Here is a 23,400-nt window from a genome sequence, read left to right as displayed (position 1 = left end):
TAATTATTTTATTTTGTTGCTCTTTCTAATCGGTCATTAATAGATTTTCCTAACCCAAAGTCTGGAAATATTTCTGCTACAATCAGATCTAAATTTAAATTATCCAATTTGTGTAATGTATTGTACAATTTTGAGGCAGCTTCTTTTAAGTCCCCTGATTTTGATAAAACCTCTAGGTGTTCTATATGTGAGCATTTTATCTCTACTGAGAACTTTATCACACCAATTCTTTTGTTTTTGAAATTCTTAATAAAAGTTTCAACATCGTCTACGAGGTATGTTTTAGTCCTAGGCGCATAGTGTCTTGTTAGCATTCCGGGAGCACTTGGAGCCTTCTCATTCTTGTTTTTAACTTTAATTTCTCCAATTACATTTTCAATTTCTTCTATAGAGATAGCTCCCAATCTGTAGAGTACAGGCTCGTTGTTTTCAAATCCAATAATGGTAGATTCTATTCCGTTTTCACATTCTCCACCCTCGAGTATCATGGGTATGGTCTCCTTAAAATAGTGTTCAACATGCAACGAACTGGTGGGACTAATTCTATTAAACGGATTTGCACTAGGTGCTGCCACTGGAAAAGATAATTCTTTTAATAAACTTAAGGTAACAGGATGATTTGGAATTCTAATTGCTACAGCATCTTTACCTGCGGTTATTAAATCTGGAATGTTCGATTTTTTCTTTAGAATTAAGGTTAGTGAACCAGGCCAAAAAGTAGCAGCAAGTTTTCGAGCTTTAGCAGGAAATTCACTTACTAGTTCTTCTATTTGCTCAATAGTATGAATATGAACTATCAAAGGGTTGAAGAAGGGTCTTTGTTTGACTTCAAAAATTTTACGAATTGCTTTTTCACTGTAGATATTTCCTGCTAATCCATAAACAGTCTCTGTAGGTATTGCAACGACATCTTCGTTATTTAGGATTTCAATTGCTTTAGCAATATCATTTGAAATAATAGTCATATTTAAAGCTATTTATTGCTAAACTCTATAGGCATTCCAAAACTATTTTCTTGAAAGACACCATGATCATATATTAGTTTTCCATTTACGAAGGTCTGTATAATTTTTGTTTGAAAAGTAGTGCCTTCTAATGGCGACCAAGCACATTTATAAAGCAGATTATCTTTAGCGACTGTCCATTGGTTATTTAAGTCCACTAAGGTCAAGTCTGCATAATATCCTTTTCGAATAAATCCTCTGTTTGTAATGTTATACAGAATGGCTGGGTTGTGACACATTTTTTCAACTATTTTTTCCAATGAAATTAGGTCTTGTTTATAAAACTCCAACATACAATTTAGTGAGTGCTGCACCATTGGTGCTCCTGACATAGATTGAAAATAGGGTTGTTGTTTTTCTTCCAAGGTGTGAGGTGCATGGTCCGTAGTTATGATATCTATTTTGTCATCAAGTAATGCCTTTAATAAACCTTCTCTATCCTCTTCTGTCTTTATAGCCGGATTCCATTTAATAAGCATTCCTAACCGTTCATAGTCTTTGTCTGAAAACCATAGGTGATGAACAGAAACTTCAGTCGTTATTTTTTTCTCTTGTAGCGGAATGTCGTTTTGAAATAAGTGAGTTTCTGCTTCAGTAGTTAAATGCAGAATATGAAGTCTGGCATTGTGTTTTTTGGCTAGCTCAATAGCGCGTTTGGTCGCTTCGTAGCAGCCTTCAGTACTTCTAATAATTGGATGAAATTTCGCAGGAATATGATCGCCATATTTTTCTCTAAAAGCTTTTTCATTGTGTCCTATGATCTCTTCTTTTTCTGAATGTATAGCGATTATGGATTTGCAATTAGCAAATAGTTTTTCCATTGTCTCTGGGTTGTCTGCAAGTAGATTTCCTTTTTTTGTAAAATACAAACCGTCATCTGACACTCCAATAAATTGGCTTGTGTCTGTTTTTATTATAGCATCAATATTATCTCCATTTACACCAAGGAAAAACGAATAGTTGGCTAAAGATTTTTTTGAAGCAATTTCATACTTTTCTTTTAGGCTTTCAACGGTCAAAATATTAGGAACCGTATTCGGCATATCAATAAAAGAAGTAACTCCTCCTGCTATAGCTGCTTTACTTTCGGTATATAAATCTCCTTTGTGCGTAAGTCCTGGGTCTCTAAAATGGACTTGACCGTCAATTATTCCAGGGAATAGGTGTTTGCCTGATCCATCAATTACTTTGTAATTCGGTTCAATATTAATAGTTCCGATTTGTTGAATAAACCCATCCGAAAGCAGCACGTCTGCTAAAACTGATTTTCCCTCATTTACAACTGTTGTATTCTTGATTAAAATTATTTGCTTCATTGTTTGTTTTCTGTCTTTGAGTTCGATTGCTACTTAGTCCATTGGTCACGATTACTAGTGAATATAAGAACACAACTATTTAAAAAGTAATTTGGAAAAATAATAAAGACTAGCGAACTGAATTCGCTAGTCTTATATAAGGTATTTGCGAAAGTCTTTTTTGCTCTTTTTGTAAACGAGTTAAATATTTATTTGTCTAATTTCCTTCAGTTAAAGTAACGCTTCCGTCACCATTAAAATTAGTAACGTTGATTGTTACGGTCCAGTTTCCTGGCTCACCAGCAGATGTTACGCCAGAAAAAGAATCTGGCTCGATAGCACCATTCAATGACCTGTCTAAAACGGTGTTCCCTTCAGAATCTTCAACTATCATTTGGAATAATCCAGTTGTTGAGGCTGTAATATCTGCGTTGTAGTCAGCCGTAGAAAGGTTGTTTTGCCAGTTGAAAGTTTCGGATGTATTGCCTCCACTCCCCGTAAAATCTCCTCCAATGTCACCATTGACACCTTCAGTTAAAGTGATATTTGCTATTAAATTATCATCATCATCAGAACAACTATAGAAAAAGAATACCGTAGCGATAATTGTTAGAATAATTGTCGGTTTTAAAATTTTCATGAAACATATGGTTTAATGCAAAAATAAATATTAATACTATTAATTAATATTTATATTATTAATAGTATACATAAATAATGTTTATGTATACTATGCTTTGAAAAGAGCTTATTTATTTAAAGACCTAAAAGCATAATATATTATTAGGGATAATAAGGCTGCCGGTTTTCTGTATGGTGTTTTGATTGTTTTTAAACATAATATGCTCTTATTGAAATCTAGGATTCGAAAAACAGAGAGATTCTGGTTCTAATAGCTAATACGATTCTGAGTATTTCTCTTTAAGCTATACGTTCAATAAACTAATAATCAGGGATAAATAAAAGTCGGCGAAACGTTATGGACACAACTGTAAGTAAATCCTAACGTAAGCTTTTTAATTGCTTAACCTTAACTTTAAGTGTAAGGATCATATTTGTAATTAATTATAAAAAAACCAAATATGAAATACTTTAGTAAGTTAATTATGGCATTTTGCCTAGTTTTAGTAGTGAGTTGTAATAAAAATGATGACTCAATTTCAAGTTTAATTGTAGATACAACTGTTAATTTTCAGTTTAAAACGTCAATTAATATTGGAGGTGAAGGTGCTTCGGAAATTTCAGCTTATGACCCAGTTTCTAAAAAACTATTTACCGTTAATGTAGAGTCTAATCAAATATCTGTGACCAATATTTCGAATATAAGTTCACCTATTCAAGAAACGCCAATTAATTTAAATGCCTTTGGAGCACCAAACAGTGTTGCTATTAATAATGGTAGATTAGCAGTTGCCGTTGAGGCTGATCCCAAGCAAAACCCTGGAAAAATACTAGTCTATAACACAACAGATAACTCTTTACTCAAACAATTTACAGTGGGCGCTCTACCAGATATGGTTACATTTTCAAAGGATGGTAATTTAATTATCTCAGCTAATGAAGGAGAGCCTAATGACGATTATACTAATGATCCTGATGGAACAATAAGTATAATTAATTTAACTGATGACTCTGTCATTACTCTTGACTTTTCGTCGTTCAATAGTCAAGAAAGCGCATTAGAAAGTCAAGGGTTTAGAGTCTTTGGACCGAATGCAAATTTAGCGGCAGATGTTGAACCAGAATATATAGCAGTTTCAGAAGATTCTAATACTGCTTGGGTATCATTGCAAGAGAATAATGGTATCGCCGAAATTAATTTAGTTACCAAAACAATAACTAATATTTATCCTTTAGGTTATAAAGATTATAGTTTGTCAGGCAATGAAATTGATGCAAGTGATCGAGATAATAATAAAGAGATAAAAAATTGGCCAGTATATGGCATGTATCAGCCAGATGCCATTGTAACTGTTAGCATAAACGGTACTGACTATATCATTTCTGCAAATGAGGGAGATGCTAGAGATTATGACGGTTTTAGTGAAGAAGTTCGTGTAGAAGATGTAGTGTTAGATCCAACTGTATTCCCAGTTTCTCAAGATTATCAAAACGAAATTTATTTGGGACGTTTAAAAACAACAACATCTCTAGGAGATGTCGATAATGATGGCGACCAAGATATTATTTATAGTTATGGAGCACGTTCTTTTAGTATCTGGTCAACTGGTGGAAGTTTAATTTATGATAGCGGTAATAGTATTGCTATTGAAACCTTAAATGCAACTCCAGATAGATTTAATGATGACGATGGAAGAAGTGATGATAAAGGAGCAGAACCTGAAAGTGTTGAAATTTTAAATATTGGAAATGAGCGCTATATACTTTTTGTTGGCTTAGAGCGAAATGACCAAGTTTTGGTGTACGATATTACAAATCCAACAGCGCCACAATTCTTAAGTATTTTATCTCATCCAGGAGACCAAGCTCCTGAAGGGTTGTTAGCGATTACATCTGAAGATAGTCCAAGTGGAAATGCTCTATTAGTAGTTTCGAATGAAGATAGTGGAACGGTTACTATTTATGAGAATATGCAATAATTTTATTTAATTTTTTTTATTAGCCTGAAGCCTTGATACATTTTTATTGAGGCTTTTTGTTTTATACTAGTCGTACTTATATTTAAAATAGTCATAGAAATTATACAGTCAGATGTACAGAATGGACACCCGCGAGTATGTTAAATTATATAGTCTTTATGATAATTAATAACTTCATTGTTCGTCCATAATTCAATTTCATTAACGTGTTTTATATATAAAATTTTTTTTCTGAATTTTCATTGGTGTTATAAAAGACCCATAAAAGTTGGTTTTTTTGCCCGTGATTTCTCCGCCTAACTTTAAGACTATTTCAACGGTTATATCTCTAGCGTCGATTATTACTTTTTCTATTCCTATTTGAAATAATTCGTCTAAGGATTTTATTGCAATTCTTTTTCCTAGACCTAGACCTCTTAGCTTTTTATGAATTGCGAATCGTCCCCAATGCCATTCAGATTTAATTTTCCAAGCGGCAACTGTTCCAACAATCTCATCACTATTTCTAATGCACCACCATTTTTGATGATCATTTTCAAGAAGTAACAGTTCTTTTGGAATATTTTGCTCATTGTAAAATACAGTCTCAATAAATAATATAGCCGCGTCATAGAATTCTTGATTCAATTGTTCTACTTCGTATGAAATTGAGTTTTGTTTATTGTTCAATTTTGACTTTTTAAAACTAGATTTAAAAGTTTTGAATAGAATTGACTAGATTGTTTAATACTTAAATGTAGTAAATATAAAACGAATATAAAAACTGCTAGGATTTTCTTAAAGGGACTAGAACTTACAATAAATTAGGTCCGGTGTTATTTCACGTGTTTTTATCCTGCCATCAATTCTTTCCATTTGTTAGATTCTTCAAACTCTTTTACAATTGGATTCCAATCAATTAGTAATTGAGTCATATGCTTTTGAAAGAACAATTTGTCTGCTAGATTCCATAAAACACCAAATAGATACATTAAATTTTGAAAAGTGATGTTCGTGTTTGAATTGCTTACAAAAGGCATCACAGTTTTGAAACACATTTATTAGAACAGATTTTTTCTATTAGAGTTATTCAACAACTATGAGATCATAAGGACATGAAAACAACTCAAATATACACTTAGGTATTTACCTTATAAATCTCCAACGTTGTGAACTCTTTAGACCATCTCTAAATATTACTCTTTATCATATCCCAAAAGCATATCAATAGTATTGACAGTCACGCTGTGATAATTAGGTCTAGACTGTTCATAAATAGCCAAGGCCTTGTCAACCTTATCTGCTTTTTTAAATGCCTTAAATAGAGTAGAAACATACCAACGTCTGCCAACTCTAATTAAAAAGTCTTCTATCTTTTGGTCCACGTCATTACCATGATAATCATGATTAATTGCCTGCTCATACCAAACCATGGCAATATGAGAATTTGTTGCATTGGTGAAGTCAAAAGCGTTGTCTAATCGCAATAGGTCGTCGGTTGTTACTGTTTCAGGGAAATTTCTAATAAAATGAACCCATTCTTGTGTTGTCCAATCTTGAGTTTTAGAAATATCAACAGCTTTTGTATCCAAATAGTATTGCAACGTTTTTTCTGCGTTCTCAAATTTATTAGAAATAATTATAGATTGGTTGTCAGGGATTCCCGGCTGATAAATCCATTCTTTGGTATTAAATGTAATACCATTAGGTTCTAATAAATTACTATTCAAATAGTCTATAAAACTTTCGGTAGTTACCGCAGAAAAGGCATTAGTCTTAAAATAGTTTTTAAGAAAGGCATCAAAGGTGTCTCGACCTACTTTTTCTTCTAATGTTCGCAAAAATAAATAGCCCTTATCATAAGCAATACTGTTCATGCCATCATCAGGATTTTTGTTGCTTAAATCTAATTTGAGTTTTGTCATTTCTGGTTCATCTTTAAAACCTTCTACTGCCTCTTCCAAATCTTGCCTGCCAATTAACGCAATCATGTTTGCACGATCTTTTCCGTAGAGAGCTTCCATAATTCTAATTTCAAAATACACTGTAAAACCTTCGTTAAGCCAAAAGTCATTCCATGTGGCATTAGTCACTAAATTACCAGACCACGAGTGTGCTAGTTCATGAGCAATTAGAGAGGTTAAGCTTTTATCCCCAGCAATGACAGTAGGTGTAGCAAAGGTAAGTCGCGGATTTTCCATACCACCAAACGGAAAACTAGGAGGTAAAACAATCACATCAAACTGATCCCAATCATAGTCGCCGTACAAATGCTCTGCAGCCACAACCATTTTTTCCATGTCTATAAATTCTGCTTGAGCTTTATCAACCATAGATTTTTCCGCATAAATACCTGTGCGATTACTGACCGCTTTATACTCGAGATCTCCAATTGCTAATGCAATAAGATAGGGAGAGATCGGTTGCTTCATTTTAAAATTATAAACACCATCAACTGTTTTTTGCTTTGGGTTTTCAGCACTCATAACTGCCATTAATTCTTTAGGCACAACCACTTTTGCATCGTAGGTGATGCGAATTTGCGGACTATCCTGAATAGGAATCCAACTACGTGTTAAAATAGCCTGACCTTGTGTAAATAAAAACGGATGCTTTTTATCTGCTGTTTGTTGTGGACTCAACCATTGCAGAGCTTCGGTTTTATCTGTAGTTTTGTAGTGTACTGTGACTTGTTTTGTGTCTTTGGAAATTGGAATACGCAAAGCTTGTCCCAATTGTTCATCAAATGATCCTAATTCAAAATTATTTGGTCTTCCATCAACTTCTGTACTTATAATATCTAAAAACTTTGAATCTAAGACGATTTCGGAAGCCTCATAGTTTTCAATAGCGTAGGACGCTGTGCCAGTAATAACTTCAGTTTCAAAATCAACAACAATGTCCAAATCTAAGTGCTTAATTACAGCTTCATTTGGTTTTGCATAAGAGTGTGATTCTTTAACATATATTGCCGTTATAGATGCTTCCTTTTTTTTATTAGTGCAATTAAAAGCAAGAATAAAGAGAGTGTACAAAAGGGTTTGTTTTTTCATGTATGTGTGTCTGTTTTACGGTCATATGTTGCTCGCTATTAATCATTGTTTTGAGTTCTAACGATTTTAATACGCTCGTTTAATAATGTATGTTTTGAAAGTCGCTACATTTTATAATGTAGCGAAAATCAGATATTTTATCTGTAAAAAAAAGACAATGTCCTTGCGAATTCAAACTTACTCTTGATACAATGTACCACGATGCGGTTTTAAAGCATCTCTAATAGGCTTCATTTCGTCGTCTGTAACTACCATAAATGCAGTACTATGCAAATCACTAAGTTGTTCAAAACCCGTAATGTTGAGGCTTGTGTTTTTAATGGCTATAAATTCTTTGAGATGTTTGACATGGTGCTCAGCAATTTTATGAGCGTCGGGACCTTTAAAGTCCCAAATGAGTTTTAATTTACGCATTGGCAATAGAGGTTCCTTTTTCGGCAAAACTTTTAAAATTTTGCATATAGATTAGTGATTGTTTTTTAAAGGCTCTAGGTATAAAAAAGAGCATAAGTCTCATTTTTAAATTTAAAGGTACAAATTCTGTAATAGAGGTCCATTTTGTAAACCCATTATTGGTGTTTTTAAAATAGTTTTGTTGCACATTTTGCATGGCTTTCATGGTATAGTTAGCATGAAATTCGTTAGGGAAATTGCGTTTTGTTATGGTTTCAATAATTTCCATTTTACGTTTTCCAAAACGATATTTGAGTTTCATTTTAGCGCCTAATTGTCCTAAATCTCCAGAGATATGCTCTGCAGACACAAATCCATGTTGCCAATGTTTCATATTGTCAACATTATCCATTTTTTTTATAAACTCGTCTAAAGTGACATTGACTTTTATCTCTGTAGTATATTTCATTTTGAATGTAGAGGAATTATTCAAATTTAAAGGTAAGTAATTTTCAATATAAATAAAGGATTGAAAGCCCAACAACCATAATATTAGACAAGCGGTTCAAGTTGTGTTTCTAACCGGTAATTAGACATACTAAAGACAATGGACTTAACGTTTGTTGAATGCGACTTGTTTTATATGACAATTGTTTTATTTTTGCTGAACTTGGATATACTAATCCAATTTGATAAATACATTAAAAAAGTCATCATTAAACATGTTTTTGTATCATGGATGAACCACAACTGCTAAATTAAATAGTAACACATGAAATTATTAGTAACCACAGTTTGTTTTTGTTTCACTTTCTTGGCTCAGGCACAAGTAAAAAAAGATGACGTATTATTTACGGTTGAAGGAGATGCTATAATGGCTTCAGAATTTGTAAGAGTGTACAATAAAAACTTAGATTTAGTTAAAGATGAGAGTCAAAAAGATATTGATGCTTATCTAGAGTTGTTTGTTAATTATCAACTCAAAGTAAAAGAAGCCCGTCGTTTAGGCTTGGATGAAGATGCTAAATATATTAGAGAGTTTAATAATTATAAAACACAGCTTACTAAAAACTTTATGTCAGATAATAAAGTGACTGATGCTTTAGTAAAAGAAGCTTATGATCGTACAATTAGCGATGTCAAAGTATCTCATATCTTAGTGCGTTTAGATGAATCTGTATCTGACACGTTGGCCGTGTACAATAAAGTGCTCAAATTGCGTGAGCGTCTCATTAATGAGGGGTTTGAAGTGGTGAAAGAAGATGTCCATGATGGTGAAACTATTTTTGCTGAAGATTTAGGTTATTTTGGGGGCTTTAAAATGGTATATCCTTTTGAGACAGCTGCGTTTAATACATCAGTAGGTGAAGTCTCTATGCCTTTTAGAACTCGTTTTGGATATCACGTTGTTAAAGTGTTTGAAAAACGTCAATCTTTAGGTGAAGTTACGGTGGCTCATATTATGATATCTATAAAACAAAATGATAGTACTGTAGATCCAGAAGCTCGCATTAATCAAATTTATAAGAAATTAGAACAAGGTGAGAAATTCGAGTCTTTAGCTAAGCAGTTTTCAGAGGATAAGAGCTCTTCTAAAAAAGGAGGTGTTTTAACGCCTATCGTTGGTGGTCAATTACGTGCCAAAGAATTTGAGGATGTGGCATTTTCGTTAGAAAATAAAGACGATATTTCTAGGCCTTTTAAAACAGACTACGGTTGGCATATTGTTAAGTTGATAACTAAGAAAGGGATTCAACCTTTTGACGAGGTTAAAAATGAACTTGAAAATAAAGTGAAACGTGATTCTAGGTCAGCACTTATAAATTCGGCATTAGTAAAAAAACTAATGACGAAATATAAAGTTAAAGTATTCAAGGATGAAGGTTTGGCTTTCATGGAAACAATTCTTAATGATGGATTTTTTAAGCAGTCATGGGAAACTCCAAAAGATATAAAAGAAGGTGCGCTCATCACAATTCGTGACACACAAGTATCTTACAAGGATTTTGCAGATTATTTAATGTCTAACCAACGTAAATACAATAACCAATTAGTAGATTACAAAGCGCTTCTAACTATCGAGTTCGATGCGTTTTTAGAACAACAAGTTTTGAAGTATCATGAAGATAACTTAGAATTTGAGAATGAGGATTTTGCTTTTGTATTGAAAGAATATAGAGATGGACTTTTATTGTTTGATCTTATGGAAAAGGAAGTTTGGAATGCGGCGGTAAAAGATTCTGTAGGTCTTGAGAAGTTTTATAATGATAATACGTCAAATTATGTTTGGCGTGATAGAGTAGATGCAGTGATTTTCTCATCGGCTTCTAAAACAACAATAGAAACGGTGAAAACGGAATTGCAAAAAGATATTTCCGCAGAAAACATTCTGGCAATGATAAATAAAGATGAAAATCTAAATGTCATTTCAACTGCAAATACCTTTGAGGAAAGTGATCAAGAATTACCTCAGGATTTTGAGTTTAAAGAAGGTGTGTCTAAAGTTTATGAGCACAATGAATCATATCATGTGATACTTGTGAATAATGTATTGCCAGCAAAGAAAAAAACACTTGAAGAGGCAAGAGGAAAAGTTATTAGCGATTACCAAAACTATATTGAAACTAATTGGGTGAAATTATTACGTGAACGCTTTGGAGTTGAGGTTAATAAGAGAACTCTAAAACGCGTTAAAAAACAAATTTTAAAGAACAACTAGTTTGAGACAATTATTTGCTATTATTCTACTTGCTTTTACTGTAATGTCGTGTGATTTTTTTAAAGAAACTGACGATAGAATCCCTATTGCTAGAGTTGATGAAATGTATCTCTATGAAGAAGATATTAAAGATTTGGTGGCAAAAGGAACGCCTCCAAATGATAGCTTACAAATGGTTAATAGTTTTATAAATCGTTGGGCAACTCAACAATTATTATTGGATGGCGCAGAGCGTAATCTATCTGAGGACAAGCAAATCGATTTTAATAAACTCATTCAACAGTATAAAAATGACTTATACACAAAAACCTATCTAGAAGCTTTAGTTAAAAAAAGTATTGATACGTTTGTAAATAATGCTCAAGCAACTGCTGTTTATGAGGCTAATCAAGAAACCTTTAAACTTAACGAAGAGTTAGTGAAGTTTAGATACATAACGATTTCTCAAAATGCAATTAACGAAGACGATATTAAAAAACGTTTTAAACGTTTTAATACAGCAGATAAATTTTTTCTAGATTCAATATCTGTTCAGTTTAAAAGTTATTCGCTAAATGATTCCATGTGGATTAAAGCGTCTCAGATTACCGAAAAAATTAGAGTTCTAAATTCTGAAAACAAAAAAGAACTGTTAAAAAAATCTAATTTTGTACAACTCAAAGATTCATTAGACCTATATTTGATGCAAATTGAAGACGTTCTATATCAAAACGATTTGGCACCTCAAGAGTACGTAAAACCTACAATTAAACAAATTGTAATTAATAAAAGAAAACTAGAGTTGATTAAACAACTTGAAAAAGATATTACTAAAGATGCAATTAAAAATAAACAATTTGAAGTCTATAAATAAATCAGTAATTACAGCATTTATTGTTGCCCTTTTCGGTGTAAATATGTCAGTTTCCCAAGAGATTATAGAAGATGTGGTTGACGCATCAAAAAAACAAAGAGATACGACCAAGACTTCTGGACGTCAAAAAGTTGACGGTGTTGCTGCTGTAGTGGGAGATTTTGTGGTTTTAGACTCAGATATAGATAAAGAGTATATCCAATTACAAGCAAGAGGAGTTTCTATAAAACAGATTTCTAGATGTCAGTTATTTGGTAAGCTATTAGAAGATAAGTTGTATGCTCATCATGCTATTCAAGATAGTATTGTGGTAAACGAATTGGAGGTTAGATCTAATATAGAGCAACAAATTAATGCGTTTTTAGAACAAAAAGGGGGTTCTATGACTGAGCTTTTAGAATTTTATAATAAAGACAGTGAGCAAAGCTTGCGCGAAGAAATGTTTGAGATCAATAAGAACGCGAAGTTGGCAGGTGATATGCAGCGCAAAATTATTGAAGAAGTTGAAGTGACTCCAGAAGAGGTAAGAGAATATTATAATAGTATCCCAAAAGATTCTTTACCAATATTTGGTACAGAACTTAAGGTTGCACAAATTGTTGTGATTCCAGAGGTGTCAGAGGAAGCAAAGCAAGAAGTTATTGATCGACTTAAGGGGTATAAAGCCGATGTTGTAGAAAATGGAGCGAGTTTTACGACTAAGGCTGTTTTTTATTCAGACGATACTGCTGCTCGAGCTAAAGGAGGAATGTACACGCTCAACAGAAAACGTCCTCAAATGGTGAAAGAGTTTCGTGATGTTGCCTTCTCATTACTTGAAGGTGAAATTTCAGATCCTTTTGAAACTGATTTTGGATTTCACATTATTTTGTTAGAAAAAATTAGAGGTCAAGAATATGATGTAAGACACATTTTACTACGTCCAGAAATCACAGATGCTTCTGTATTAGCGGCCAAAGAAAAGATTACTAAAGTAAAAGAGCGTATTGAGTCGGGCGATTTAAAATTCGCAGACGCTGCTCGTGAGTTTAGTGATGAAGAGGAAACGAAATTTGAAGGCGGACAATTGATTAATCCATACACACAAGATTCTAGTTTAGAATTAACAAAAATGGATCCAGAATTATATGGTCAAATTCAAGATCTGAAAGAGGACGAAATTAGCTTGGTATTACAAGATCAGGATAGAGTTAATCCAATCAAATTTAAAATATTAACCGTTACAGATAGAACAGAAGACCATCAAGCAAATTTTGCTCGTGACTATCTTAAAATTAAAGACCTTGCTCTCCAAGAGAAGCAATTTAAGGCGATTCAGAAGTGGCAAGAAGAAAAGATTTTTGATACGTATGTAAAAATTGACGATGATTACAAGGGCTGCGAATTTGAGAGTAATTGGTTAAAAAATGAAAAAGAATAGTATGTCTGACGTTGCTGCAATAGAACAGTTTGTAAAAAAATATAATGACCTAAAAACCGAAGTTGCCAAAGTTATAGTTGGCCAAGACGAGGTTGTAAATCAAATACTTATTTCGATATTTTCTGGTGGTCACTCGTTATTAATAGGTGTTCCTGGGTTGGCAAAAACCTTAATGGTCAATACCATTGCACAAGCGCTAGGTTTAGATTTTAAGCGTATCCAATTTACACCAGATTTAATGCCTAGTGATATTTTAGGAAGTGAAATCTTAGACGAGAACAGGCAATTCAAATTTATTAAAGGTCCAATTTTTGCCAATATTATTTTGGCAGATGAGATTAATCGTACTCCCCCAAAAACTCAAGCAGCTTTATTAGAAGCTATGCAAGAACGTTCTGTGACGGTTTCTGGACATAATTATAAATTAGATTTACCTTATTTTGTGTTGGCAACACAAAACCCTATTGAGCAAGAAGGAACATATCCTTTGCCAGAAGCCCAATTAGATCGTTTTATGTTTGCTATTAATTTGGAATATCCCTCTTTTGAGGAGGAAGTTCAAGTCGTAAAGTCGACTACTTCAGATCATAAAGCGACTGTAAATGCATTGTTCACTTCTCAAGAAATTATAGATTTTCAAAATGTAATACGTCGCATTCCTGTCGCAGATAATGTTATTGAATATGCTGTAAAAATGGTTAGTAAAACAAGACCAAAAACATCAACTGCTTCAGACCTCGTTACAGAGTTTGTAGATTGGGGAGCAGGACCAAGAGCTTCACAAAATTTAATCTTGGCAGCCAAAACACATGCTGCAATTAATGGTAAATTTTCTCCAGATATTGAGAATGTACAAGCAGTAGCTTCTGGGATTCTACGTCATAGAATTATTAAAAATTATAAGGCAGAAGCTGAAGGTATTACGGATGCTCAAATTATTAAGAGTTTGTTTTAAATGAATTTAAAAAGGCTACTACCTGCGGCAATTATACTTCTTTTGGGTATCGGTGCAACTATCTTGGGTGCGCTTTTTAAAATTCAACATTGGACGTATGGACCAATGCTTCTAACAATTGGAACGTTTCTAGAACTGTTAGCTATATTTATGGCGATCGTTGCATTGATCAAAATGCGTAGAAGGAAGTGAATTTTTGTCTAATAAAACAGGATAGAATCCAGGTTTACACCGCTCTACATTATGATATTCAAAATTAGTCTCACATAAAAGTATTATATATTTTTAGTTGGTCATGTGAAAAAATAGTCATCGTTTTAATCGATGTTGTCTGCAATAAACATGTCTTTACTAGTGAACTGTTTTTAGACTCTATAGATTTTTAAATGTTGTTTATTACATAAGTTAGTACAAGTGAAGGTCGTACGATTATCACTTAGATTTTTTTTACTTAAGGATTATGGAGTTGGAATTTCATCATCTCCTTTTTAGTTGATGCTACATTAACTAGAGTCAGGTCTTACGTACTTTATATGTTTTTTGAAAGCCCTATGGCTAATCTTCGTGATACCGCTAAAATTAAGAATCGTTTTAAATAACATATAGTTGTTAATTTTATAATTTTCACCTATTTTAATTGTTAAATCATCAAAATAATGATATATATTGTCTTTTTTATTGATGAATCTGCACAGTTTTTCACATTTTGTTACATATTTTAAAATCTGCTTTAAAATTCGTAAATTTGCTATACTAAAAAATAAAAATCAACCTTATAAATAAGACTTATGGCATTTGATATTAACATGATTAAAAAGGTGTATTCTAATATGGCAGAGCGTGTAGATGCCGCTCGTGACTTTGTTGGAAAACCATTAACACTTTCAGAAAAAATATTATACTCTCATCTTTGGGATGGAAATTCTACCAAAGTGTTTACTAGAGGTAAAGATTATGTTGATTTTGCGCCAGATAGAGTTGCATGTCAAGATGCTACAGCGCAAATGGCATTGTTGCAATTTATGCAAGCAGGAAAAACTAAAGTTGCTGTGCCTACAACAGTTCATTGCGATCACCTTATCCAAGCAAAAGATGGTGCAACAACAGATTTGCAACATGCCATAAATACAAGTAATGAAGTATTTAACTTCTTAGAGTCTGTATCTAATAAATACGGTATTGGTTTCTGGAAACCAGGAGCTGGTATCATACACCAAGTGGTTTTAGAAAATTATGCATTTCCTGGAGGAATGATGATTGGGACAGATTCTCATACTGTAAATGCAGGAGGATTAGGAATGGTAGCTATTGGAGTTGGTGGAGCAGATGCTGTTGATGTCATGGCTGGTATGGCTTGGGAGTTGAAATTTCCGAAGTTAATAGGCGTTAGATTAACAGGTAAATTGTCTGGATGGACAGCACCAAAAGATGTTATTTTAAGAGTAGCAGATATTCTTACCGCTAAAGGTGGCACAGGAGCTATCGTTGAATATTTTGGACCTGGAGCAACAGGAATGTCATGTACAGGAAAAGGAACAATTTGTAATATGGGTGCTGAAATTGGAGCAACCACATCAACCTTTGGATATGATGAATCTATGGAACGTTATTTACGAGCTACAGATAGAGCAGATGTTGCGGATGCGGCAAATAAAGTTAAAGAGCATTTAACTGGAGATGCAGAAGTTTACGCTAACCCGGAGCAATACTTTGATCAATTAATAGATATCAATTTATCTGAGTTAGGTCCATTATTAAACGGTCCTTTTACTCCAGATTTGTCAACACCAGTGGGTTCTTCAATGACCGAAAAAGCAACCGCTAATGAGTGGCCATTAAAAGTCGAATGGGGTTTAATTGGATCATGTACCAATTCTTCTTATGAGGATTTATCTCGTGCTTCTTCTATTGCACAACAGGCTTTAGATAAAGGCTTAAAAATGAAAGCAGAACTAGGAATTAATCCAGGTTCTGAACAAGTTCGTTTTACTGCAGCACGTGACGGAATTATTCAAATTTTCGAAAAATTAGATGCTAAGATTTTTACAAACGCTTGCGGTCCATGTATTGGGCAGTGGGCTCGATATGAAGATCCTAAAAATGCACCTAAAAATAGTATCGTGCATTCATTTAATAGAAACTTTGCAAAACGTGCAGATGGAAATCCAAACACGCATGCCTTTGTTGCATCGCCAGAACTAACAGCTGCAATTGCAATTGCAGGTCGTTTAGATTTCAACCCATTGACAGATAAGTTAATCAATGAAAATGGTGAAGAAGTGATGTTTGAGGAACCAACAGGATGGGAATTACCTCCAAAAGGTTTTGCTGTTGATGATAATGGGTATTTGGAACCAATGGAAGATGGAAGAGGTGTCAAAGTAACGGTTAATCCAGAGTCTGAAAGAATACAACTGCTAACACCATTTACGCCATTAGGAGATTCTATAACAGGTGCTAAATTATTAATCAAGGCCTTTGGGAAATGTACAACAGACCATATTTCTATGGCTGGACCATGGTTACGTTTCCGCGGACATTTAGATAATATTGCAAACAATACCTTAATTGGTGCTGTGAATGCGTTCGGTAAAAAAACAAACTTTGTTAAGAACCAATTATCAGGTGAGTTTGGTGGTGTGCCAGATACAGCAAGAGCGTATAAAGCTGCAGGTGTCAAGTCTATAGTTGTTGGAGATCACAACTATGGTGAAGGATCTTCTAGAGAGCATGCAGCAATGCAACCACGTTTTTTAGGAGTAGCTGCTGTGATTGTAAAATCATTTGCGCGTATCCATGAGACAAACCTTAAAAAACAAGGGATGTTAGGATTGACATTTGCTAACGAAGCAGATTACGATTTAATCCAGGAGGATGACACCTTCAACTTCTTAGATTTAAATGAATTTGCACCAGAAAAGCAATTGACACTAGAAGTTGTACATGCAGATGGAAGTAAAGATACAGTGATGCTAAACCATACATACAACCAACCTCAAATTGATTGGTATAATGAAGGTTCTGCTTTGAATTTAATCAAAAAAGAAAATGCTGCATAGCATAATATTAATATGATAGAAATGAGCCTTTGAGAAATCAAAGGCTTTTTTATTGTTAGATTTGAGGAGTATTACCGACTATCGTAATGCGTTTATTAATTTATATAACTTATGGCACAACCTAAACGATTTAAAACATCTCGCATTATTTTTGTAGTTGTTATTGCATTGATGATTATACCTCAAACAAGACAGCCCATTCAAATATTGCTTCAAAAAGGAATAGCAATGATTGTAAAACCGAGTGTTGTGAATGCTTCTGAAAGAGTAAAACTTTCAGGATATGACTGGAAATTAAAAGATATTGAAGGAAATAATTTTGACTTTTCTTCTGCCGAAGGAAAAGTGATTGTGATTAATTTTTGGGCTACTTGGTGTCCGCCTTGTATTGCTGAAATGCCCAGCTTAGATCAGCTCTATCGACATTATGAAGCTAATGATGATGTGGTGTTTTTGTTTGTGTCTAATGAGGAAGTAGCTGTAATTCGTGATTTCATTAATAAAAAAGGATATGGTTTCAACGTCTACCAATCAGCGACGCAGTATCTTCAAGAATTTGATGTGTCTTCAATACCCAGAACATTTATCATAAGTAAGCAAGGGGAGATTGTTATTGATAAATCTGGAGTTGCAGATTGGAGTAGTGAACGAGTTACTAATACTATAGATGAACTACTTAAAGTGTTTTAAAAAAAGCCTTTATAAAACTCCACGAGAATAGCGAGATCATAATTTTGAGTTCTTCAGCAAAGGTAGATTCTTCATCCAAAAAACGGAACATCGTTTGTACGGAGTTTTTTGCATAAAAACTTTCAAAAATCCATTCTCCTTTATGATTCTCGTCTTTAAGTACTTTTAAAAAAACCGTATCGTAAAACTTATATTTTCTTCTGAATAAACCATGGGATGGTATACGTCCTGATTTTAGGTTGTCAATAATTATGGCAACCTTCTTTTCGGTATGTTTAAATGAATAGCCTGTAGAGCCTTTTACCCATCCACCTCCTGTTCCTATTTTGGTAATCTTACTGGTGTTAAATTGTTCAAAGTTGTAATTGGTCATAGGGATTTGACCAGCCTCTGTCTCTATAATAGAGTAGGACTCTATTTTTAAATAGTCTTTGATGTAGGTTTTGATGTAATCGTCGTAAACGCTATCTTTTACTGTGTTTTTTGTGAAATAGGTGAACTCCACTAAGGCTTCTGTTTTTGAAAAGGGTAAGACGTAAGTGAATGTTGTTTGATGTCCGTCTTTAAGACGATAATCCATCATGATAACTTTATTTTCGTCAAAAATATCTCTTTCAGTTTTAATAACCCAACCTTTAAAATGTTGAATAATAGAAATACTGTTCTTAGGTTCTATGATGAACTCTTCAGGCACGCGACTATCAAAAGCGTGAGTGGTAGTAAATGTTTTAGTACTTGTTTTTACGGTGACTTGTGAATTTTCTGTGACAGAAGTCACGTGTTCTTCAATGAAGTAAATATTGTCTTTCTGTTTCAGTTGTGCTTTAGCTTCCGTATAAAAATCTATTGCTCGTATCGTTTTGTAAGTATACGGATCAAGGTTTAGATGTATTTCTTTGTTTGAAGTTATAATTGACGCTTTGCTCCACGTTTTATGAGTGAGTGCCTTCCATTGTGAAGGTTCCGTTTCCCAAAAACTCCATGTTTTGTCATTAGTGGTTTTTTTAGAAGGGTCAATTAGAGCTATTGTTTTCTCATGAAAAGATATTTCAGTAGATAACTTAAGAGCCAATTGGAGTCCCGCTAATCCATTTCCTATAATGATAAAATCGAAATGGGAAGACCTGTGCATAAATGAATTTAACTACTATTTTTTGAAGTATTTGAAAGGTACGAAAAGCATTCCAAAATTCTCACTATCTCCTTTGCCTAAAGATTTATGATGAATTTTGTGGGCACGTCTAACGCCTTTTGCATACCAGTTACTAGCTTTCTTAAACATTTTGAAGCGTTGGTGTATAAAAATGTCATGAACTATAAAATAGGCTAGTCCATAAGCCATAATACCTAGTCCAATAGGTAGGCAGTACCATAAAATTTCATAGCTCCAAAGGTAGAAACAGGACATGCTTACTATGGCATAAAATATAAAAAATGCATCATTGCGTTCAAACCAATTATCATGATCTTTATGGTGATGGTCTTTATGTAAACTCCACAGAAAGCCATGCATGACATACTTGTGAGTAAACCAAGCCATGAATTCCATGGTGCTAAAAACACCTAAAAATATTAATATCCAGTATATAGTTTGCATTAGGTTATATTAGGTTTAATTGATATTTAACATAGCTTCTTGTGAGTATCTCAATCTTTTTGTAATTAGGCACTCGAATTCTTGTAGATTTTATTTCTAATGCTGGAGTTTTCTTCAGTTTTTTTAGCAATTGGTTATAATAGCGATATGCCATAAAAACCCCAAATTTTGCTTCTATTGGAAGTCGTTTTATACCTTGGAGACCTAAAGCGAAATCATTTTCTATGTCTGCTATAATCGCTTGCTTAGAGATTTCATCCAGATGGTTTAAATCTGTATTTGGGAAATAGGTTCTACTTAAATCTTCGAAATCTGCTTTTAAATCTCTCAAGAAATTAACTTTTTGAAATGCAGATCCTAAACTCATGGCAGAGTCTTTTAACGACTCGTACGTTTCGTTATCACCTTTTACAAAGACTTTTAAACACATTAGACCAACAACGTCTGCAGATCCATAAATGTACTGTTTGTACTCTTCGTCTGTTAAATACGTATTTTTATGTAAATCTGTTCTCATACTTTTCATGAAAGCATCGACTTGTTTTTTATCAATATTGTACTTGTGATACGTTTCTTGAAATGAATTTAATATTGGATTTAAACTTATTTTTTGTTCTAATGCGAGCTCTAAATCATTAGTGAAATTTTTAAAGAGCAAATGCTTATCATAATCGTGAAAGGTATCTACAATTTCATCTGCGAACCTTACGAATCCATAGATATTGTAGATGTCTTGACGTATTGAGTCAGACAACATTTTTGTTGCTAATGAAAAAGAAGTGCTGTAAGATTTTGTTACAGTCTTACTGCACTCGTGGGAAACAGAATCAAAAATTGACTTCATACTTAGTTACTATGGTGTTTCTTAATGAGCTCAGCTACTAATTTACCTGAGATTAGAGCAGGAGGAACTCCTGGTCCTGGAACCGTTAGTTGTCCTGTGAAATAGAGATTATTTACTTTTTTACTTTTTAATTTGGGTCTTAAAAATGCAGTTTGGGATAGCGTATTTGCCATACCGTAAGCATTACCTTTATAAGAATTATAATCCTTTATAAAGTCTTTGACACAAAAGGATTCCTTAAATATAATATTATTTTTAACATCTTGATGTGTTAAGTTTTCAAATCTTGATATAATCAAATCAAAATATTGTAATCTTAATTCCTCTGTATCTTCAATTCCTGGAGCTATAGGTATTAAAAAAAAGCCTGTTTCACAATTCGCTGGTGCCATAGATTCATCTGTAACGGAAGGAAAGTTCACATAAAATAAAGGATCACTTGGCCATTTAGGATTATCATATATTTCTTCTGCATGCGTTTCAAAGCTAGTATCAAAAAATAAATTGTGATGAAGTATATTTTTTAATTTTTTATCAAAGCCTACATAGAATAGGAGTGAGGATGGTGCAAATGTCTTTTTATTCCAATAGTCCTCAGAATATTGACGATACTTTTCGTCTAATAAGGTCTCTGAGTGGTGATAATCTGCTCCACTTAACACAATGTCGCTTTTGTACTCAATACCATTGGAAACAATAGATGTAGCAGTACCATTATCTACATTGATTTTATCAATGGAGTGTTCTGTGAGAATCTTTACACCTAAATCTACTGCTACAGTTTTCATGGCCTTTATGATTTCATACATGCCTCCTTTTGGATGCCATGTGCCGAGACCGAAATCGGCAAAATTCATAAAATTATAAAATGACGGTGTTTTGCTAGGTTTTGCTCCTAAAAACAAAACAGGGAATTCTAATGTTGATATAAGTTTAGAATTTTTGAAGTTCTTTCGGACCTCTCCACTTATCGTTTTGAAAAATTGATCAACGCGCATAGCTGTGTCAGGAGTGACCAATTCAAAAGGAGAAATTCCTGGCTTTAAAACAACTTTATTAATTGCTATATCATAGTTTGTGGCGGCCTTATCGATAAACTTTTTGAGTGCGACAGAACTCCCCGGTTCTATACGGTCAAACTCTTTACCTATTTTTTCTAAAGTATCACCAATTGTGATTATTTCATCTTTAAAGAATATCTGATATGCAGGATCAAGTTTATGAAGTGCGTAAAAGTCTGAAGTTTTTTTGCCGAAATCAGCAAAAAATTTATCAAAAATATCAGGCATCCAATACCAACTAGGTCCTATATCAAAAGTAAAGCCCTCTTTTTTGAATTGTCGGCATCGACCGCCAATAGTTCCGTTCTTTTCGAAAATGGTTACATCATAGCCCTCTTTTGCAAGATAACAAGATGCTGAAAGAGCTGAAAAGCCAGAACCAATTATAGAAATGTGTTTTGTCATTGTTTAACAAAGTTAGCTTAAAGTTAAACAGAATTAACTTTTAAGAGCGTTTTTTTATAGTTTTTTAACTAAATTTTCAATAGAGTTAAAAGCTGTGATTTGTTTGGGTAGTTTATTTAGGTCCAGTTCCTGTAACATTCTTCCTAAAACCCAAAGTTTAATAGATTTTTTTGTTAGAATTTCCTTAGAAAACTCATTGATATAATCAACAATATTTTCTTTATCAGGCATTACCGTGAAATAAGATAGAAATGTAATGTCATCGTAGTATTTAAGAAGATCTTTTAAACTATCAAGGGGAACACTTTGTCCCAAAAATATGGATTTATGACCCTTTGCTATTATTTGATAATTTATAATCATAAGTCCTAATTCGTGGACTTCATTGTCTGGAAGATATAGAACAAATACTTTATCAGTTTTCTCCTGATTTTGAGATTGAATTATTTCAGTGTTTATGAGTATCTTCTGTCTAATTAAAGAGGTTAGAAAGTGTTCATGGGCAGGTGTAATCGTATCGGTTTGCCAAAGCATACCAATCTCAGAAAGTAGAGGTATAAAATCTTGATAGAACATCTCAATAAATGATTTCTCTTTTATCAAACTTTCATAAGTATCATAGAAGAGTTTTTGATCAAAATTTAACATTGATAATTTGAACGTGTCAATAGCGTGGTTATTTGTATGATCATTTTTGGATACTTCTTTAACTAATTCAGGAATGTCGTCACTTTTAAGCAAAGCAATTTTAGATATTTTGTATCCATTATTATTTAAATAACTAATATTTAAAAGTTTTTGGAGGTTAGCTAAGCTGTAGTACCTAATGTTAGTTTCTGTCCGTTCTGGTTCAAGTAGGTTATAACGTTTCTCCCAAATTCGTATGGTATGTGCTTTTATGCCTGTTAGATTTTCAAGATCTTTAATGCTAAAAGTGCTCTTTACGTTGTTCATTATTTATTTAAAAAAGTTAAACAAAAGTAATGTTTTTTTGTAATGGTACTAAATTTTAAGATTTATTTAATAGTAAAACTATTGAAAACGTTATCGTGATATTGAAAGGTGAGTACTCTATTAAAGGTAATCACTAAAAATCGCCTGATTTCCATAGGATTACTTTTATTTATTGTTGTTATAAAGGAAGGTAGTTAAAAGTGCGCACGAGAAGACTCGAACTTCCACGGACTAATGTCCACCAACCCCTCAAGCTGGCGCGTCTACCAATTCCGCCACGTGCGCTTTATTTCAATAAAGATAAAAAAAAAGTTAAGCAAATGCTTAACTTTTTTTTATTGTGACCAGTCTGGGGCTCGAACCCAGGACCCTCTCCTTAAAAGGGAGATGCTCTGCCAACTGAGCTAACTGGTCATTAAGTTTCTCTAACGAGGGTGCAAATATAAAACGAATAATTAATTAACCAAACCTATTTTTGGATATTTTTTTGTTTTTTTGTTTAAATATTAATTATGATTT

21 protein-coding genes and 2 tRNA genes are annotated in these 23,400 nt (G+C 33.3%); 8 read left to right on the top strand and 15 right to left on the bottom strand.

The genetic code is table 11. The features are described from left to right. Positions 1-8 precede the first annotated feature (8 nt). The 3 genes from ACJAZK_RS09290 to ACJAZK_RS09280 form a co-directional block, all read right to left on the bottom strand. On the bottom strand, positions 9-965 hold the full coding sequence (locus tag ACJAZK_RS09290) for an L-threonylcarbamoyladenylate synthase (protein ID WP_415223698.1): 957 nt from the start codon (positions 963-965) through the stop codon (positions 9-11). Positions 966-973: 8 nt separating this feature from the next. After that, entirely contained in the window at positions 974-2,320 is a 1,347-nt protein-coding gene (locus ACJAZK_RS09285; protein ID WP_415223697.1) for a dihydroorotase, read from the bottom strand. Between the two features lie 196 nt (positions 2,321-2,516). Continuing rightward, positions 2,517-2,939 carry a hypothetical protein gene (locus ACJAZK_RS09280; protein ID WP_415223696.1) on the bottom strand — a complete coding sequence of 141 codons (423 nt, stop codon included), beginning with the start codon at positions 2,937-2,939 and terminating at the stop codon, positions 2,517-2,519. A 442-nt stretch (positions 2,940-3,381) separates the two neighbouring features. Between ACJAZK_RS09280 and ACJAZK_RS09275 the strand changes: the two genes are divergently transcribed. Then, positions 3,382-4,899 (top strand): choice-of-anchor I family protein, encoded by a 1,518-nt coding sequence (locus ACJAZK_RS09275; protein ID WP_415223695.1) that lies wholly within the window; start codon positions 3,382-3,384, stop codon positions 4,897-4,899. 201 nt (positions 4,900-5,100) lie between these two features. Here the strand turns inward: ACJAZK_RS09275 and ACJAZK_RS09270 are convergent, their stop codons facing one another. The 5 genes from ACJAZK_RS09270 to ACJAZK_RS09250 form a co-directional block, all read right to left on the bottom strand. Beyond that, entirely contained in the window at positions 5,101-5,568 is a 468-nt protein-coding gene (locus ACJAZK_RS09270) for a GNAT family N-acetyltransferase (RefSeq protein WP_415223694.1), read from the bottom strand. A gap of 161 nt (positions 5,569-5,729) precedes the next feature. Beyond that, on the bottom strand, positions 5,730-5,936 hold the full coding sequence (locus ACJAZK_RS09265) for a hypothetical protein (protein WP_415223693.1): 207 nt from the start codon (positions 5,934-5,936) through the stop codon (positions 5,730-5,732). A gap of 138 nt (positions 5,937-6,074) precedes the next feature. Then, positions 6,075-7,931 (bottom strand): M1 family metallopeptidase, encoded by a 1,857-nt coding sequence (locus tag ACJAZK_RS09260; RefSeq protein WP_415223692.1) that lies wholly within the window; start codon positions 7,929-7,931, stop codon positions 6,075-6,077. A gap of 177 nt (positions 7,932-8,108) precedes the next feature. Continuing rightward, positions 8,109-8,345, bottom strand: coding sequence for a hypothetical protein (locus ACJAZK_RS09255; protein ID WP_415223691.1), 237 nt, complete (start codon positions 8,343-8,345; stop codon positions 8,109-8,111). Further along, positions 8,338-8,793: an SRPBCC family protein gene (locus ACJAZK_RS09250; protein WP_415223690.1), complete on the bottom strand. Its 456-nt coding sequence runs from the start codon at positions 8,791-8,793 to the stop codon at positions 8,338-8,340. Before ACJAZK_RS09250 ends, ACJAZK_RS09255 begins: the two co-directional genes overlap by 8 nt. A 303-nt stretch (positions 8,794-9,096) precedes the next feature. Here ACJAZK_RS09250 and ACJAZK_RS09245 point away from each other — a divergent pair, with 303 nt between their 5' ends. The 7 genes from ACJAZK_RS09245 (at position 9,097) to ACJAZK_RS09215 (ending at position 18,020) form a co-directional block, all read left to right on the top strand. Beyond that, the gene (locus ACJAZK_RS09245; protein WP_415223689.1) at positions 9,097-11,043 is read left to right on the top strand and encodes a peptidylprolyl isomerase; all 1,947 of its coding nucleotides are present in this window, start codon (positions 9,097-9,099) and stop codon (positions 11,041-11,043) included. Between the two features lies 1 nt (position 11,044). Next, the gene (locus ACJAZK_RS09240) at positions 11,045-11,896 is read left to right on the top strand and encodes a peptidyl-prolyl cis-trans isomerase (protein ID WP_415223688.1); all 852 of its coding nucleotides are present in this window, start codon (positions 11,045-11,047) and stop codon (positions 11,894-11,896) included. Continuing rightward, the gene (locus tag ACJAZK_RS09235; RefSeq protein ID WP_415223687.1) at positions 11,880-13,316 is read left to right on the top strand and encodes a peptidylprolyl isomerase; all 1,437 of its coding nucleotides are present in this window, start codon (positions 11,880-11,882) and stop codon (positions 13,314-13,316) included. Before ACJAZK_RS09240 ends, ACJAZK_RS09235 begins: the two co-directional genes overlap by 17 nt. A gap of 1 nt (position 13,317) precedes the next feature. Then, entirely contained in the window at positions 13,318-14,271 is a 954-nt protein-coding gene (locus tag ACJAZK_RS09230; RefSeq protein WP_028872011.1) for an AAA family ATPase, read from the top strand. Next, positions 14,272-14,463 (top strand): GldL-related protein, encoded by a 192-nt coding sequence (locus ACJAZK_RS09225; protein ID WP_415223686.1) that lies wholly within the window; start codon positions 14,272-14,274, stop codon positions 14,461-14,463. A gap of 596 nt (positions 14,464-15,059) precedes the next feature. After that, positions 15,060-17,330 (top strand): aconitate hydratase, encoded by a 2,271-nt coding sequence (locus ACJAZK_RS09220; protein WP_415223685.1) that lies wholly within the window; start codon positions 15,060-15,062, stop codon positions 17,328-17,330. Between the two features lie 111 nt (positions 17,331-17,441). After that, positions 17,442-18,020, top strand: a complete 579-nt coding sequence (locus tag ACJAZK_RS09215) for a TlpA family protein disulfide reductase (protein ID WP_415223684.1) — start codon at positions 17,442-17,444, stop codon at positions 18,018-18,020. Here the strand turns inward: ACJAZK_RS09215 and ACJAZK_RS09210 are convergent. The 7 genes from ACJAZK_RS09210 to ACJAZK_RS09180 all read right to left on the bottom strand — a co-directional run bounded on the left by ACJAZK_RS09210 (position 18,007) and on the right by ACJAZK_RS09180 (position 23,295). After that, the gene (locus ACJAZK_RS09210; protein ID WP_415223683.1) at positions 18,007-19,152 is read right to left on the bottom strand and encodes a lycopene cyclase family protein; all 1,146 of its coding nucleotides are present in this window, start codon (positions 19,150-19,152) and stop codon (positions 18,007-18,009) included. The two genes, ACJAZK_RS09215 and ACJAZK_RS09210, sit on opposite strands and share 14 nt — an antisense overlap. Positions 19,153-19,167: 15 nt before the next feature. Beyond that, complete coding sequence (locus ACJAZK_RS09205) at positions 19,168-19,617, bottom strand: sterol desaturase family protein (protein ID WP_415223682.1); 450 nt, start codon at positions 19,615-19,617, stop codon at positions 19,168-19,170. Between the two features lie 4 nt (positions 19,618-19,621). Next, positions 19,622-20,461 (bottom strand): phytoene/squalene synthase family protein, encoded by an 840-nt coding sequence (locus ACJAZK_RS09200; protein ID WP_415223681.1) that lies wholly within the window; start codon positions 20,459-20,461, stop codon positions 19,622-19,624. A 2-nt stretch (positions 20,462-20,463) separates the two neighbouring features. Continuing rightward, on the bottom strand, positions 20,464-21,927 hold the full coding sequence (locus tag ACJAZK_RS09195; RefSeq protein WP_415223680.1) for a phytoene desaturase family protein: 1,464 nt from the start codon (positions 21,925-21,927) through the stop codon (positions 20,464-20,466). Between the two features lie 54 nt (positions 21,928-21,981). Next, a complete protein-coding gene (locus ACJAZK_RS09190; RefSeq protein ID WP_415223679.1) occupies positions 21,982-22,881 on the bottom strand; it encodes a MerR family transcriptional regulator in 900 nt (299 codons plus the stop codon). Between the two features lie 201 nt (positions 22,882-23,082). Beyond that, a tRNA-Leu gene (locus ACJAZK_RS09185) sits at positions 23,083-23,166 on the bottom strand. A gap of 56 nt (positions 23,167-23,222) precedes the next feature. Next, a tRNA-Lys gene (locus tag ACJAZK_RS09180) sits at positions 23,223-23,295 on the bottom strand. Positions 23,296-23,400: the final 105 nt, after the last annotated feature.

Origin of the sequence: Psychroserpens sp. (genome assembly GCF_047633235.1) — a bacterium.
In the GTDB taxonomy this organism is placed as follows: Bacteria; Bacteroidota; Bacteroidia; order Flavobacteriales; family Flavobacteriaceae; genus Psychroserpens.
Note: the sequence above shows the minus strand (reverse complement) of the source record. Positions and strands in the feature narration are given on the sequence as shown.

Excerpts from the sequence above, each read along its gene's own strand:
- ACJAZK_RS09230 (WP_028872011.1), top strand. The coding sequence starts at position 13,318 with ATGTCTGACGTTGCTGCAATAGAACAGTTTGTAAAAAAATATAATGAC.
- ACJAZK_RS09290 (WP_415223698.1), bottom strand. The coding sequence starts at position 965 with ATGACTATTATTTCAAATGATATTGCTAAAGCAATTGAAATCCTAAAT.
- ACJAZK_RS09205 (WP_415223682.1), bottom strand. The coding sequence starts at position 19,617 with ATGCAAACTATATACTGGATATTAATATTTTTAGGTGTTTTTAGCACC.
- ACJAZK_RS09255 (WP_415223691.1), bottom strand. The coding sequence starts at position 8,345 with ATGCGTAAATTAAAACTCATTTGGGACTTTAAAGGTCCCGACGCTCAT.
- ACJAZK_RS09245 (WP_415223689.1), top strand. The coding sequence starts at position 9,097 with ATGAAATTATTAGTAACCACAGTTTGTTTTTGTTTCACTTTCTTGGCT.
- ACJAZK_RS09260 (WP_415223692.1), bottom strand. The coding sequence starts at position 7,931 with ATGAAAAAACAAACCCTTTTGTACACTCTCTTTATTCTTGCTTTTAAT.
- ACJAZK_RS09195 (WP_415223680.1), bottom strand. The coding sequence starts at position 21,927 with ATGACAAAACACATTTCTATAATTGGTTCTGGCTTTTCAGCTCTTTCA.
- ACJAZK_RS09210 (WP_415223683.1), bottom strand. The coding sequence starts at position 19,152 with ATGCACAGGTCTTCCCATTTCGATTTTATCATTATAGGAAATGGATTA.
- ACJAZK_RS09215 (WP_415223684.1), top strand. The coding sequence starts at position 17,442 with ATGGCACAACCTAAACGATTTAAAACATCTCGCATTATTTTTGTAGTT.
- ACJAZK_RS09200 (WP_415223681.1), bottom strand. The coding sequence starts at position 20,461 with ATGAAGTCAATTTTTGATTCTGTTTCCCACGAGTGCAGTAAGACTGTA.
- ACJAZK_RS09250 (WP_415223690.1), bottom strand. The coding sequence starts at position 8,793 with ATGAAATATACTACAGAGATAAAAGTCAATGTCACTTTAGACGAGTTT.
- ACJAZK_RS09275 (WP_415223695.1), top strand. The coding sequence starts at position 3,382 with ATGAAATACTTTAGTAAGTTAATTATGGCATTTTGCCTAGTTTTAGTA.
- ACJAZK_RS09280 (WP_415223696.1), bottom strand. The coding sequence starts at position 2,939 with ATGAAAATTTTAAAACCGACAATTATTCTAACAATTATCGCTACGGTA.
- ACJAZK_RS09190 (WP_415223679.1), bottom strand. The coding sequence starts at position 22,881 with ATGAACAACGTAAAGAGCACTTTTAGCATTAAAGATCTTGAAAATCTA.
- ACJAZK_RS09265 (WP_415223693.1), bottom strand. The coding sequence starts at position 5,936 with ATGTGTTTCAAAACTGTGATGCCTTTTGTAAGCAATTCAAACACGAAC.
- ACJAZK_RS09225 (WP_415223686.1), top strand. The coding sequence starts at position 14,272 with ATGAATTTAAAAAGGCTACTACCTGCGGCAATTATACTTCTTTTGGGT.
- ACJAZK_RS09285 (WP_415223697.1), bottom strand. The coding sequence starts at position 2,320 with ATGAAGCAAATAATTTTAATCAAGAATACAACAGTTGTAAATGAGGGA.
- ACJAZK_RS09220 (WP_415223685.1), top strand. The coding sequence starts at position 15,060 with ATGGCATTTGATATTAACATGATTAAAAAGGTGTATTCTAATATGGCA.